16 protein-coding genes are annotated in these 12,790 nt (G+C 62.1%); 12 read left to right on the top strand and 4 right to left on the bottom strand.

Annotation, left to right across the window (positions count from 1 at the left end):
• Positions 1-41: 41 nt before the first annotated feature.
• Positions 42-653 (top strand): hypothetical protein, encoded by a 612-nt coding sequence (locus V7651_RS09915; protein WP_335613101.1) that lies wholly within the window; start codon positions 42-44, stop codon positions 651-653.
• Between the two features lie 56 nt (positions 654-709).
• On the opposite strand, the gene V7651_RS09910 is transcribed toward V7651_RS09915, so the two are convergent.
• Complete coding sequence (locus V7651_RS09910; RefSeq protein ID WP_335590291.1) at positions 710-1,147, bottom strand: hypothetical protein; 438 nt, start codon at positions 1,145-1,147, stop codon at positions 710-712.
• Between the two features lie 214 nt (positions 1,148-1,361).
• On the opposite strand from V7651_RS09910, the gene V7651_RS09905 reads away from it, so the two are divergent.
• Positions 1,362-2,120, top strand: a complete 759-nt coding sequence (locus tag V7651_RS09905; RefSeq protein ID WP_051624786.1) for a GGDEF domain-containing protein — start codon at positions 1,362-1,364, stop codon at positions 2,118-2,120.
• Here V7651_RS09905 and V7651_RS09900 read toward each other — a convergent pair.
• Complete coding sequence (locus V7651_RS09900; RefSeq protein ID WP_035538519.1) at positions 2,117-2,611, bottom strand: hypothetical protein; 495 nt, start codon at positions 2,609-2,611, stop codon at positions 2,117-2,119. The two genes, V7651_RS09905 and V7651_RS09900, sit on opposite strands and share 4 nt — an antisense overlap.
• A gap of 104 nt (positions 2,612-2,715) precedes the next feature.
• On the opposite strand from V7651_RS09900, the gene trmD reads away from it, so the two are divergent.
• Positions 2,716-3,441 carry a tRNA (guanosine(37)-N1)-methyltransferase TrmD gene (gene trmD / locus V7651_RS09895; RefSeq protein ID WP_418887239.1) on the top strand — a complete coding sequence of 242 codons (726 nt, stop codon included), beginning with the start codon at positions 2,716-2,718 and terminating at the stop codon, positions 3,439-3,441.
• Entirely contained in the window at positions 3,428-4,015 is a 588-nt protein-coding gene (gene rplS / locus V7651_RS18685; RefSeq protein ID WP_035538521.1) for a 50S ribosomal protein L19, read from the top strand. Before trmD ends, rplS begins: the two co-directional genes overlap by 14 nt.
• 60 nt (positions 4,016-4,075) lie before the next feature.
• On the opposite strand, the gene V7651_RS09885 is transcribed toward rplS, so the two are convergent.
• A complete protein-coding gene (locus tag V7651_RS09885) occupies positions 4,076-4,984 on the bottom strand; it encodes a LysR family transcriptional regulator (protein WP_335613099.1) in 909 nt (302 codons plus the stop codon).
• A 91-nt stretch (positions 4,985-5,075) separates the two neighbouring features.
• Between V7651_RS09885 and V7651_RS09880 the strand changes: the two genes are divergently transcribed.
• Entirely contained in the window at positions 5,076-6,071 is a 996-nt protein-coding gene (locus tag V7651_RS09880) for an NAD-dependent epimerase/dehydratase family protein (protein ID WP_335613098.1), read from the top strand.
• A gap of 2 nt (positions 6,072-6,073) precedes the next feature.
• Here V7651_RS09880 and V7651_RS09875 read toward each other — a convergent pair whose 3' ends face one another.
• Entirely contained in the window at positions 6,074-7,225 is a 1,152-nt protein-coding gene (locus V7651_RS09875) for an ATP-grasp domain-containing protein (RefSeq protein WP_335613097.1), read from the bottom strand.
• A gap of 217 nt (positions 7,226-7,442) precedes the next feature.
• Between V7651_RS09875 and leuC the strand changes: the two genes are divergently transcribed.
• From leuC to leuB, 7 genes are all read left to right on the top strand, one after another.
• Positions 7,443-8,840 (top strand): 3-isopropylmalate dehydratase large subunit, encoded by a 1,398-nt coding sequence (leuC, locus tag V7651_RS09870; protein WP_335613096.1) that lies wholly within the window; start codon positions 7,443-7,445, stop codon positions 8,838-8,840.
• An 84-nt stretch (positions 8,841-8,924) separates the two neighbouring features.
• A complete protein-coding gene (locus tag V7651_RS09865) occupies positions 8,925-9,560 on the top strand; it encodes a glutathione S-transferase family protein (RefSeq protein ID WP_335613095.1) in 636 nt (211 codons plus the stop codon).
• A complete protein-coding gene (locus V7651_RS09860; RefSeq protein ID WP_335590298.1) occupies positions 9,557-10,405 on the top strand; it encodes a VOC family protein in 849 nt (282 codons plus the stop codon). The genes V7651_RS09865 and V7651_RS09860 overlap by 4 nt, the downstream gene beginning before the upstream one ends.
• A 9-nt stretch (positions 10,406-10,414) precedes the next feature.
• On the top strand, positions 10,415-11,044 hold the full coding sequence (gene leuD, locus V7651_RS09855; protein WP_335613094.1) for a 3-isopropylmalate dehydratase small subunit: 630 nt from the start codon (positions 10,415-10,417) through the stop codon (positions 11,042-11,044).
• A gap of 22 nt (positions 11,045-11,066) precedes the next feature.
• Positions 11,067-11,234 carry a hypothetical protein gene (locus V7651_RS09850; RefSeq protein ID WP_335613093.1) on the top strand — a complete coding sequence of 56 codons (168 nt, stop codon included), beginning with the start codon at positions 11,067-11,069 and terminating at the stop codon, positions 11,232-11,234.
• On the top strand, positions 11,231-11,527 hold the full coding sequence (locus V7651_RS09845; RefSeq protein ID WP_335590301.1) for a putative quinol monooxygenase: 297 nt from the start codon (positions 11,231-11,233) through the stop codon (positions 11,525-11,527). Before V7651_RS09850 ends, V7651_RS09845 begins: the two co-directional genes overlap by 4 nt.
• 130 nt (positions 11,528-11,657) lie before the next feature.
• On the top strand, positions 11,658-12,716 hold the full coding sequence (leuB, locus tag V7651_RS09840; RefSeq protein ID WP_335613092.1) for a 3-isopropylmalate dehydrogenase: 1,059 nt from the start codon (positions 11,658-11,660) through the stop codon (positions 12,714-12,716).
• Positions 12,717-12,790: the final 74 nt, after the last annotated feature.

The raw sequence follows: 12,790 nt of genomic DNA, 5'->3' as shown, positions 1-12,790 counted from the left end.
TGTGCTTGTCAGTATCGCGGGATGAGCGCAACGAAGTGGGCATGACAAACCCGATAGAGCAGATCTCCGCGAAACTTCACGCGCTCGAAATCGAGCTGGAAGCCGAAATGGCCAAGAAACGGGCGGGGCTGCAGTACGGCCTTGAGCGCGGGAAGGTCTTGTTCGAACAGGAAGTGGTGCGGCGCCATCGCGAGCTGCGCACGCATGTGGCGCGCTACCTGTTCAGTGCGCGGCCGCTGGTCTGGCTGTCAGCGCCGGTGATCTATTCCCTGATCGTGCCGTTTGTGATCGTCGACCTCTGGGTGTCGATCTACCAGGCCATCTGCTTTCGTATTTACGGCATCCCGCAGGTTAGGCGCCACCGCTACCTCGTGTTCGACCGAAGCGGCCTCGCCTACCTGAACATGATCGAAAAGCTGAACTGCGCTTATTGTTCCTATGTGAACGGCGTCATCGCCTATGTCCGCGAGGTCGGATCCCGCACGGAACAATACTGGTGCCCGATCAAGCAGGCGCGGCGCGTGATCGGCGCGCATGCACGCTATGCCGGGTTCGAGGAATTCGGGGAAGGCGAGCACTATCACGAGCGGCTCAAGGCCTTGCAGGCCGACATCCGCAAGGCGCAGGAACCCGGCGAGCCCCTGGGCGACTGAGCGGATGGCTGGGGGGCGGCGGAAGCTGCAGACGAATCCGCAGCTTCCTGACCAGATCAGATGCGCGCGAAATCGTTGCGGGCGAGGCTGGCGACCGTGTCGAGGGTCATCGACTTGTCGCTGAGGCGGCGGCGCTCAAGCTCGGACAGCTCGAAGGGCGCGGCGTGGCCATAGGTTTCGGTCCAGATTCGGTCGACTTCCGGCTTGGTCAGCGCGGCGGTCACTTTCACTTCCGAGAGATCATCGGCCTTTTCGGCGCGGCGACCACCCGGCAGGTAGATCGTGCCGTTCGAGAAGTCGACGGCGAAGGCGATCAGGCCCGGGATGAGGAACAGGAGCAGGCCGACGCCGTCCAGGATGGCCACGGCAGGGTCGATCCGACCGCCGCTCTGTCCCTTGCGTTCCGGGTAAAGAAGGGTGCCGCAGCCGCTGAGCGCGGTTGCGAGGATGGCGGCAGAGCCACCCATCAGCAAGTGTCGCTTCGTCGTATCCATTTCGTATTCTCCTGAAAGCCAGCCTGACAAAGAATATGCGGCGGCTGGACGCGTAAGCCCTCAACCCGCATCAGGTTCCCCCGATTTCCGTTGAGCGATCAAGATCGCGCGCCAAAGATTTCCAGATGGTAAACGCCGCAGCGGCAAATCCGGGGCCCGGATTCGCGGGATGTTCGCTTGTAACATGTAGAAGCATGTAAACGAGGAGGTCAGTATGCCCATCTCAAATCGTTCACGCGACGTCTTTGATTCATTGCTGTTTTTTGCGTTCGTCGCAATTACGGCCCTGTGTCTGTCGTTCACGTTCTCGATGCTTATGTACCAGTTGGGCGTGCCGACCAATCCACGTGCGTTCGTTTTAACCAACCTTCTCATCTCAGCCTGCGTGGCGCTTCCAACCGGCGTTATCGCCTCTCAGCATGAGTTTCGCCTGAAGCATTATCAGCGGCGGCTTGAGGCGCTGGCGGCGACCGATCCGCTGACCGGCCTGTATAATCGGCGTTTCTTCAAGCAGGCGCTGGAAGACGAGATCCAGCGCATGCGGCGTACACATGAGACGGCCGGCCTGGTCCTGTTCGATCTCGACCACTTCAAGCGCGTCAATGACAGGTTCGGCCACAAGTCGGGCGATCTGGTCCTGCAGGAAGTTGCGGCGGCGGCTTTCGCTGAACTGCGCGGGCCTTTCGACCGGCTGGGGCGCTGGGGCGGGGAGGAATTCGTGATCCTGCTCAGCAATGTGACACTGGAACAGTCCGCTCTTGTGTGTGAGCGCATCCGCGAGCGTATCGCGTCGCTCCACCTGGAGTGCAAGGGCGAAGCCTTCTCGATCACGGCGAGCTTCGGGACCTGCCTGATGAAACCCGGCGCGCAGATCGACATGGTGCTTGAAACCGCCGATGCGGCGCTCTTCCAGTCAAAGAATGGCGGTCGCAACAAGGTGACGTCCCGCCGCGCGGTGGAGCTGGCGGCCTAGTCCTGGCCCATTGTGGACATGGCCTGCGCGACCTCGAGCTCTGCGGCGAGCCTGTCGACATATTTTACGAAACTGCGGGCATAAACGATACGGCTTTCGGCCCACCACGCGCGGATGCCCGCATCGCTTAGCGATTCCCTGAGGCGGGCCTCCGAGCCTTCCCACAATTCATCCTCGAAGACGCCGAAGCGGCGATGGGTGTGGAGGACTTCGAAATGGCGGAAGGAAATGCTGAGGAAGTTGGATACCCGCAGGAATTCCGGGCGGCTCCAGCTTTCCGGGGTATCCTCGCGCGTGAGCAGTTCGGCAAGGTCGGCGCTTTCGGTGACGCGGCCCATATTGGCTGACAGGAGCTGGGCGGAGGTCTGCGCTGCGGCCATGCGCGTCAGATGTGCATTCTGGTTCAGCTGCAGGCCGATGAATACCAGTGTCAGGACCACGGCGCAGGAGGCCATGATGTTGGCAATGGTGGCGATGGTGTCGAGTGTCATCTGTATCCCCCCGTTATTTGAGTGGCATCAAGCGCCGGGCGGGTGCGTGCGTCAACGGGCCAAGCGGGGTGACTTGGGTGGCGGGAGTGGGCTAGATGCGGCCCATGTTCAAAGCCACGCTCATCACGCTTGTACCGGATGCCTTTCCCGGGCCGCTCGGCGTCTCCATTCTGGGGCGCGCCGAGGAGAAGGGCCTGTGGGCGCACGAGACGGTAGACCTGCGCAGTTTTGGCGTCGGCAAGCACCGGAATGTGGATGATACGCCGGCGGGCGGCGGGGCCGGCATGGTGCTCCGGCCGGATGTCGCCGCCGCAGCGATCGACAGCGTAGCGCTGGAGGGGCGGCCGCTGGTTTATCTCTCGCCGCGCGGCAAGCCGTTTGACCAGACAAAGGCGCATGAATGGGCGAGGGGGCCCGGCGTCGTGTTTTTCTGCGGACGGTTTGAAGGCCTGGATGAGCGCGTGATTGAAGCGCGCGGCATGGAAGAAGTGTCGCTCGGCGATTTTGTCCTGGCCGGGGGCGAGGTTGCGGCCATGGCTTTCATCGAGGCGACGGTGCGTTTGCTGCCCGGTGTGGCGGGGAATGAAGCGTCGCTGACGGAGGAATCCTTCGAGCACGGCCTGCTGGAACACCCGCACTATACAATGCCGCGCGAGTGGGAAGGACGCCCTACGCCGGAAGTTCTCCTGTCTGGCGATCATAAACGTATAGAAGAATGGCGTCGCAACAGCGCAAAGGCGTTGACAAAGCAGCGCCGTCCCGATTTATACGCCGCTTACTCCAAGACCCCCGAATTCCAACCGCCGGAGAATGGCGATGAACATGATTGAGCAGCTTGAGGCGGAAGAACGCGTCCGCGTCCTCGGTGACAAAAAAATCCCGGCTTTCTCGCCAGGCGACACGCTTGCCGTGAACGTAAAGATCAAGGAAGGCGACCGCGAGCGCGTCCAGCGCTTCGAAGGCGTCTGCATTGCCCGTTCGGGCGGCAGCCTGAGCGAAAGCTTCACGGTTCGCAAGATTTCCTTCGGTGAAGGCGTCGAGCGGGTTTTCCCGCTGGTCTCGCCACTGATCGAGTCGATCGAAGTGAAGCGCAAGGGCCGCGTGCGCCGTGCGAAACTTTACTACCTGCGCGACCGTCGCGGTAAATCGGCCCGTATTGCCGAGCGTACAACCGGTCACGGCATCGAGGCTGTCGAGATCGCTGTCTCGAAAACCGAGCGCCGCCGTCAGAAGGACGCAGAAAAGGTTGCCCGCAAGGAAGCCGCTGCTGCCGAGCGCGAAGCCACTGCCAAGGCAAAGCTTGAGGCCGAAAAGGCCGCTGCTGCTGCCGCAGAAGCCGAAGCCAAGGCCGCTGAAGAAGCTGCCGCTGCTGCTGAAGCTCCAGAGGCCGCTCCGGAAGAATAGGCTTCTCGTCTTTTCACGATTTCAAAAACGCCCTTGCCTTCCGGCAGGGGCGTTTTTCGTTCAGGCCCCTGCCCCGTGCTTCATGTAGCGGGTGAGCCCTTCGACAAGATGATCGAAGACGAGACGTATGCGCCTGCTGCCGCGCAGGTCCTCATGCATGGTGACCCAGGTTTCGAGTGAGAATGTCATGTCGCCCTGAAACAGGCGGACAAAGCGCGTATCATGCGCGATCAGCCCGACCTGGCAAATACCGATGCCGAGCCCGGCGCGAAGGGAAGTGAACTGGGCGACGTCGCTGTCGGTGCGCAGGGAAAACATGTCGCGATGGAGGGCCAGTCCTTTGGCGCGCAGGCTCTGGACGCCGGTTGTTTCATGGTCAAAGCCGATCAGCGCATGGTCAGATAGGTCATTCAGGGAAGCGGGTGTGCCGCGCCGTTCCAGATAGTCGCGGCGGGCAAACATGCCGAGTTCGATATCGCCAATCTTGCGCGCGATCAGCGCGCCCTGGCTCGGCTGCACCATGCGCACGGCAATGTCGGCGTCGCGGCGCAGCAGGTCAGCCGTTTCATTTGAGGCCACCAGCTCGAAGGCAAGCCCGGGGTGCTCGGCGCCGATAGTGGCAAGGATCGGTGGCAGGACTTCAATGCCGATTACTTCACTCGCGGTGATCCGGATTGCGCCTGTCAGGGCGTCATCCGGACCCGACGCGGCGCGGACCATGGCGGCGGCAGAGGCTTCCATGGAGAGCGCATGGGGCATCAGGGCTTCAACTGCATCTGTCGGGGCAAGACCCTGTGGCGACCGGGTGAACAGGGCGGCGCCGCCAAGCACGCTTTCGAGCTGTTCGATATGGCGGGCAATCGTTGGCTGCGTCACGCCCAAGGTGCGGGCGGCCGCTGACAGGCTGCCTGTGCGGTACACGCTGAGCAGGGAGCGGCAATGATCCCACGAGAGAGAAGCCTGATCCATAAATAATGTTTAGCGACTATAGATATTACCGCAATTTCTTTTAGTGCAGCGTGGCCTCATCTTCTGACTGACACCAGAACAGGAGATCGACATGACCCACACACGAACAGCCCTGATACTTGGCGCAACGGGTGGCGCCGGATTTGAAATTGCCCGCGCGCTAAGGGCGCATGGCTGGCAGATACGCGCAATGCATCGCCGCCCGGACGATGTGTCCTCGCTCATTCCGGATGCCGACTGGATCCAGGGCGATGCCATGAAGGCGGAAGACGTGATGATGGCGGCAACAAATGCCGACCTGATCGTGCATGCAGTGAACCCGCCGGGATATCGCAATTGGGGTAAGCTTGTCCTGCCCATGATTGATAATACGATCGCGGCCGCCCGGGCGAACAATGCGCGGATCGTGCTGCCAGGCACGGTCTATAATTACGGGCCTGATGCTTTCCCGCTGCTTCGCGAAATGTCCCCGCAGAATCCGAAAACCCGCAAAGGGGCGATACGTGTGGAGATGGAGGCGCGCCTTCGCCGGGCGGGTGAGACCGGTGTGAATGTCCTTGTGGTGCGTGCCGGGGACTTTTTTGGACCCAATACCGGCAATTCCTGGCTCGCCCAGGGCATGATCAAGCCGGGACAGCCCGTCCGTTCAATTACCCAGCCCGGCAAGCCGGGGGTCGGCCATGCCTGGGCCTACCTGCCCGATTTCGCAGAGACGGTGGCTCGCCTTGTCGACCGAGGTGGCGAACTAGCCGCATTCGAAGCCTTCCACTTCAACGGTCACTGGTTCGAGGATGGACGTGAGATGGCGGAACGTTTGAGGATTGTCGCGGGCGTGCCGGATGCGCCGATCAAGCGTTTCCCATGGCCGGTGCTGCATTTGCTGAAGCCATTCGTGTCACTGCTCCGGGAAATGGCCGAGATGCAGTATCTCTGGACTGTCCCGGTCCGGCTCGACAATTCAAAGCTGGTCAGCCGGCTTGGCAGCGAACCTCACACGCCTCTGGATGAGGCGCTGCGGGAGACGTTGCGGGGCTTGAAATGTCTGCCTGCCGCCCCCTCGCAGGCTGTGAGCCTGGCCGCGGGTTGATGTCAGTTGGCGGCGCTGAGCAGGACCATCTCAGGCTCCGCATAGGATTTGTCACCTGCGCTGAGGGCGCCTTCGAATTCGGCTTTCAGGCGGGCGGCCATCCAGTCGAATGTCTCATCGACGCGTCGCACGGCCTGGCGTTCGGCGGAAAAGACACTTTGCTGGCCTGAGGGGAGGTAGAAATAGGGGTTTGCCTCCCAGATGACGGGCTGACCATCCGGCATGATGCTGTAATCGACGGCCGCAAAATCGAGGCCCAGTGCGGCGACGGCTTTGACAAGCTGGTCGGCGTGGGCGACTGGCGCGTCGAAATGCGCGAGGTCTGCATCGATCATTTCACTGACGACGCGGGCGCCAAGACCGAAACGGCGGGCGAAATTGCGGCGCAGTGTATCCTCGCGGGCAAAGACCGAGTTCGAGAGGCCGACAATGCGGTCAGTCGAGAAGAAGAGATGGCTCGCTTTGACCTCACCGCCAAAAACGATGGCGCGGGCCTTGTGATGGTAGCGGCTGAACAGGCTGGTTTCATCGCCTGTCGCGCGCCAGCTGGCTTGCACGTCAATAAAAGCGATCACGGCGGCCGGGAATGAGATCGTGGCGGCGACGCGGGCGACGTCTTCCGCGCAATGGGCGATCGCGACGCCGCGCTGGCAATGGACATCGTCTGACCGGATGATGCACGGAAACCCGACTTTGCTGGCTGTGGCAGGCAGGTCTTCGGCGCAGTCGGCCCGCTCTGCCTTGGCGCTGGGCAAGCCAGCGGGGTTCCAGATCCGGGCCTGGTCGGCTTTGGATGTGTTGCTGAGCCCGAAGGGCGAGTTGATGACGCGGATGCCGTAAATGCTGGCGGTCGCTTCGATCTGGACAGCTTCGGCATAGCATTGCGGGTATTTCTGGCGCAGCGGGTCACCCAGCCAGAACACGATCAGGCCGACGTCCCGGAAGTCAAAAGGGCCGCTGCCTGTCCGGTGGGTGCGGATCTGGCTGACCATTTCGGGGTCGTTCTCGCGCAGGCGGTCCATGAAGGCCATGTCTGTCGCGACAGTGCGGCCGCGCCCTTCGCCATGTGTGACAAAAACGATCTTGCACGGTGATGCAGGGGCCTTCGCACGAAGGGACAGGACGTTGCTGGCGGGCGTGTGGGTAGACGGCATGCTTTGGCCTCGGGATCAGACTGAATTTGCTTAGGTCCAATTCGAGACAAAGGACAAAGCGCTCCCGGCTGTCTCTACAAACTGCGTGCCAATACTACAGATTCGGCGAATTTTTCGCGTTTGGGGATATATCAGGCTCAGCCCGGCAGTAGACCGGGCTTCCATCGTACATATCTATCGCTATGGTGCGCCGCGAACACGAGGATAGGCAGGATCAATGGCCGGCAAGACACTTTATGACAAGATTTGGGACGCGCATGTCGTCCACACGGATGCAGCGTCGGGCGAGAGCATGCTCTATATCGACCTGCACCTTATTCATGAAGTGACCACCCCGCAGGCTTTTGACGGGCTGAAGCTCGCTGGCCGCAAGGTGCGCCGGACCGACCTGACGCTGGCCGTGGCCGACCACAATACGCCGACCGAGAACCAGGCGGCGGGTCTTGCCGGCGTGAAAGACCCCGAAGCGCGCAACCAGCTGGAGACGCTGACGCGGAACGTGGCCGAATATGGCATCGAATATTTTCCCATGGGCGATATCCGCAATGGTATCGTCCATGTTGTTGGCCCTGAGCAGGGGCGCACGCAGCCCGGCATGACCATCGTGTGCGGTGACAGCCATACATCCACGCACGGCGCCTTCGGTGCGCTGGCGCACGGCATTGGTACGTCTGAAGTCGAACACGTACTGGCCACGCAGACGTTGCGGGCCCGCAAGATGCAGAACATGGCCGTGGAAGTGACGGGCAAGCTGCGCGATGGCGTAACGGCGAAGGATCTCGCGCTGCACATTATTGCGCAGACCGGTACAGCCGGTGGCACAGGCTATGTGATCGAGTATCGCGGCGAGGCGATCAAGGCCCTGTCGATGGAAGCGCGGATGACGCTGTGCAACCTGGCCATTGAAGGCGGCGCGCGCGCCGGCCTGATCGCGCCGGATGAAAAGACATTCGACTACATGAAGGGCCGCCCGGCGAGCCCGAAAGCTGGCGCGTGGGACGTGGCCGAAAGCTACTGGAAGACGCTCCATTCCGATGATGATGCGACCTGGGACACAGTGATCCGGATTGATGGCGCGTCGGTTGAGCCCACGATTACCTGGGGCACGAGCCCGGAACAGGCGATTCCTCTGTCAGGCAAGACACCTGTGCCGGAAGAGATTGCTGATCCTGTGAAGCGGGCTGCCGCCGAGCGGGCGCTGGATTATATGGGCCTTGAGGCGGGCGTGCCGATTGCCGGGACGCCGGTGCAGCGTGTCTTCATCGGCTCGTGCACGAATAGCCGGATCGAAGACCTGCGCGCGGCGGCCGATGTCGCCAAGGGCCATCATGTGGCCGAGGGCGTGCGCGCCATGGTCGTGCCAGGCTCTGGTCTCGTGCGGGCACAGGCCGAAGCCGAAGGGCTTGATATTATCCTGATGGAAGCCGGATTTGAATGGCGTGAGCCGGGCTGTTCCATGTGCCTCGGCATGAACCCGGATATCCTGTCGCCGGGCGAGCGCTGCGCATCGACCTCGAATCGCAATTTCGAAGGCCGTCAGGGCCGAGGTGGTCGGACGCATTTGATGAGTCCGGCGCTGGCGGCGCGGGCTGCGATCAATGGCGTGCTCGGCTAAACGCTCGGGCAACACCCGGATAATGCGATTTCAAAGTGCACGGTCCTCGCACATAATGAGGCCACTCAAGCGAGGAAACGCGACATGACCCGATACACATTGCACGGCATCTTCGCCTCCGGCCCGACCTATAAAGTCGGCCTGATGCTGAACCTGACGGGTACGCCCTATGATTATGTCCATGTCGACCTGCGCTCCGGCGCCCACAAGGCCGACGCTTTTCTTGCGAAGAATCGCTACGGTCAGGTGCCGGTTCTGGAAGATCACGAGAAGGATATGTGCCTTTGCCAGTCATCCGTCATTCTAGACTATCTGGCCGACGAAACGGGCCAGTTCGGTGGCAAGGACCGGGCAGAGCGCCTGCGCGCCCGCGAGTGGCAGCTTTGGGGCGCAGGCCAGCTGACGACCGGCATCTACCGCACGCGCGCCATGAAGCTCGGCTTCTTCACCTTCCCCGAGCAGGTCGCCGAAGCGAATCTCAACGCGGCCAATGGTGCGCTGAAGGAATTGAACGGCCTGCTGGACGGACGCGATTGGCTGGTTGGCGGCGGCGTGACCATCGCGGACCTCGATATCTACGGCATTGTCGCCTATGCACCGCAGGCGCAAATCGATCTCGGCGCCTATCCGCACGTGCGCCGCTGGATGTCGCGCGTTGAGGCCCTGCCCCGTTTCAAGAGCGTTGACGCGGCCCTGCCGAAGGAAAGCGCCAAGGCATGATCACGGGGCTGGACCATATTGTTCTGGTCTGCCCGGAGATTGCGTCGGGCGCCGCCGTCTATACGGCGCTGCTTGGCCGCGCGCCGGATTGGGAGGCGGTCTCTGCAGATGGGGCGGCGACGGCGATCTTCCGCGTAAACAATACGGCGCTGGAATTGATGGCGCCGCATGGCGACGGGCCACTGGCGCAGCGGCTCGGTGAAATCATTTCCGACGACGGGCCGGGCCTGAAGAGCCTTGCCTTCCGCACCGGCGATATCGAGCATGCCCATCACCGCCTGACCCGGCGCGGACTGAAGCCGCACGAGATCATGCCGGGCGACAGCACGAGCGACATTGCAGGCAAAACGCGCAACTGGCGGCGGTTTCGGTGTTCCGATGATGAGACAGGCGGCATACGCACGTTCCTGATCGAGCATCAGACCGGCGAGCTGGAGCCCATGGATGCGCCGGATGATGCCGTGTCGGGGCTGGACCATATCGTCATCAACACGCCCAATCCCGACCGGGCGGCAGCGCTCTATGGCGCGCGCTTGGGACTCGATCTGGCGCTTGATCGCACGGCGCCCGAATGGAAGACGCGCTTCCTGTTCTTCCGCACCGGCGGGCTGACCTTCGAGGTGATCAACCGGCTTGGCGAGACACCAGACCCTGCCGGTCCGGATTCCATCTGGGGCCTGACATGGGAAGTGGCGGATCTGGCCGCCGCCCATGAGCGCCTGCTGGATGCGGGCTTTGACGTGTCCGAACAGCGCAAGGGCCGCAAGCCGGGCAGCACTGTCTTCACCCTTCGCAATGGCACGCTGAATGTGCCGACCCTGTTCATCGCGCATGACCCGCATTAGGATATCAAGATGAAAGCCTTCCAGACCCTCACCGGAACTGCCGCTCCTCTCATGGAGAAGGGCAAGCTGATGTCGAATGTCGACACCGACATGATCATTCCGAAACAGTTCCTGAAGACCACGACCCGCACCGGCCTGTCGAAAGGCCTGTTCCACGAGTTGAAAACCAAGGCGGATGGGTCGGAAAACCCGGATTTCGTGCTCAACAAGCCGCAATATGCCAAGGCGAACATCCTGATTACGGGCGAGAATTTCGGCTGCGGCTCGTCACGTGAGCATGCGCCTTGGGCGCTGCTGGACCAGGGCATCACCTGTGTCATCGCGCCGAGCTTTGCCGATATCTTCCACAATAACTGCTACAAGAACGGCATCCTGCCCGTCCGCCTGCCGGTGGACGTATGTGCGCAACTTGCGGCGCAGGCCGGCGGGGCGAACCATGTGTTCACGGTCGACCTTGAGACGCAGACGGTGACGACGCCGGATGGCGTGGTGCATAAATTTGATGTCGATCCGGGCCGGAAGTCGAACCTGATGGCGGGTCTCGACGAGATTGGCGCGTCGCTGACATCAGCGGCAGAGATTGATGCGTTTGAGGCCAAGCGGCGTCACATGACGCCCTGGCTCGAACGCGCGAGCTGACACGAGCGAACAGGAGAAAGTCATGGCGCGCTGGAAATTGGTTCTTCTGTCTGCGGCATGCCTGACCATGCTCGGCGGCTGTCACAATGACCCGTTCAGCATGAAACCCGAGACGAACGCGACGCTGCCGAAGAAGGCGCCGCCGGTCGAGCCTGTTGATGACACGCAGGATTCCGAGGCGCCCCAATGATCGTGATCGAAGGGACTGTTCGCATCCCGCCAGCCAATCTGGACAAGGCGCAGGCCGTGATGGAGCAGATGATCCGGGCGAGCCGGGCCGAGGCCGGGTGTCTCGATTATGCCTATAGTGTCGATGTGCTGGATCCCGGCCTGATCCGCGTCAATGAGCGCTGGGAAAGCCGGGACGCGCTGGCGGCGCATTTCAAGACGGCGCACATGGCGGCATGGCGCGCCTTCTTCCCGGAGCTGGGCATTACGGACCGTTCCTTGCGTCTTTACGAGGCCGATGCCGAACCCATCTGAGACCATTCCCGGCCCAGTCCGGGACCATTCATGGGCAATCTGCTGATTGCGTGACCGGGTCCGGGGCGTTAGAGGCGTGTCTTCTGCTGCGCCCGCGCGGCAAAGACGCATATCCAGGAGACCCGCGCCCATGTCATCGCAAACAGTCTTGCTTCTGCCCGGAGACGGTATTGGCCCCGAAGTGATGGCGCAGGCGCGCCGCGTGGCCGAGATTCTCGTCCCCGATCTCAAGTTCGAGACGGGCCTTGTCGGCGGCGCTTCCTTTGACATGCACGGCACGCCGATGGCCGACGAGACGCTTGATAAAGCGCGGCATGTTGATGCCGTCCTGCTCGGCGCGGTTGGCGGACCGAAGTGGAACAATGTTGCGCGCGACAAGCGGCCCGAGGCGGGATTGCTGGCCATTCGCAAGGGGCTCGACGTGTTTGCGAACCTGCGGCCGGCCTATTGCTTCCCGGCGCTGGTCGATGCCTCCAGCCTGAAGCGCGAGATCATTGAAGGCCTCGACCTGATGATCGTTCGCGAGCTGACCGGCGACGTCTATTTTGGCGAGCCGCGTGGCATTGATACCGACGCAAACGGCTATCGTCGCGGCTATGACACGGCGCTCTATACGCATCCGGAAATCGAGCGGGTGACGCGCGTGGCGTTTGACATTGCACGCGGCCGCAAGGGGCAGGTCTGTTCGGTCGAGAAGTCGAACGTGATGGAATCCGGCCTGTTCTGGCGTCAGGAAGTGACGCTCGCGCATGCGGAATTCGGCGCGGGAATTGAGCTCAAACACATGTATGCGGACGCCTGCGCGATGGAACTGGTGCGCGCGCCGAAACAGTTCGACGTGATCCTTGCAGGCAACCTGTTCGGCGACATCCTGTCGGACGAGGCCTCGATGCTGACGGGCTCGATCGGCATGCTGCCATCTGCCTCGCTGGGCGGCCCCGGCACGCCGGGGCTTTACGAGCCTGTTCATGGGTCCGCGCCGGATATTGCGGGGCAAGGCATTGCCAACCCGTGCGCCATGATCCTGTCGCTGGAAATGGCGCTGCGCTGGTCGCTGGACCGCGAGAAGGCGGCAGACGTGCTGTTCGCGGCGGTTGGCAAGGCGCTGGAAAATGGCGCGCGAACCAAGGATCTCGGCGGCAATCTCAGCACCGAGGGCATGGCCGACGCGATCATCGCGGCGCTTTAAGGGCCTGCCATCGCAATTGCCGCTGACCTGCGGCTGTGACATCTTCCTCCAAAAAGAAGACTTGGAGGAAACAC

The sequence above is a fragment of the Hyphomonas oceanitis genome, assembly GCF_036964545.1.
Lineage (GTDB): Bacteria > Pseudomonadota > Alphaproteobacteria > Caulobacterales > Hyphomonadaceae > Hyphomonas > Hyphomonas oceanitis.
The sequence above is the reverse complement of the archived record's forward strand: the minus strand, read 5'-3'. Positions and strand labels throughout refer to the sequence as shown.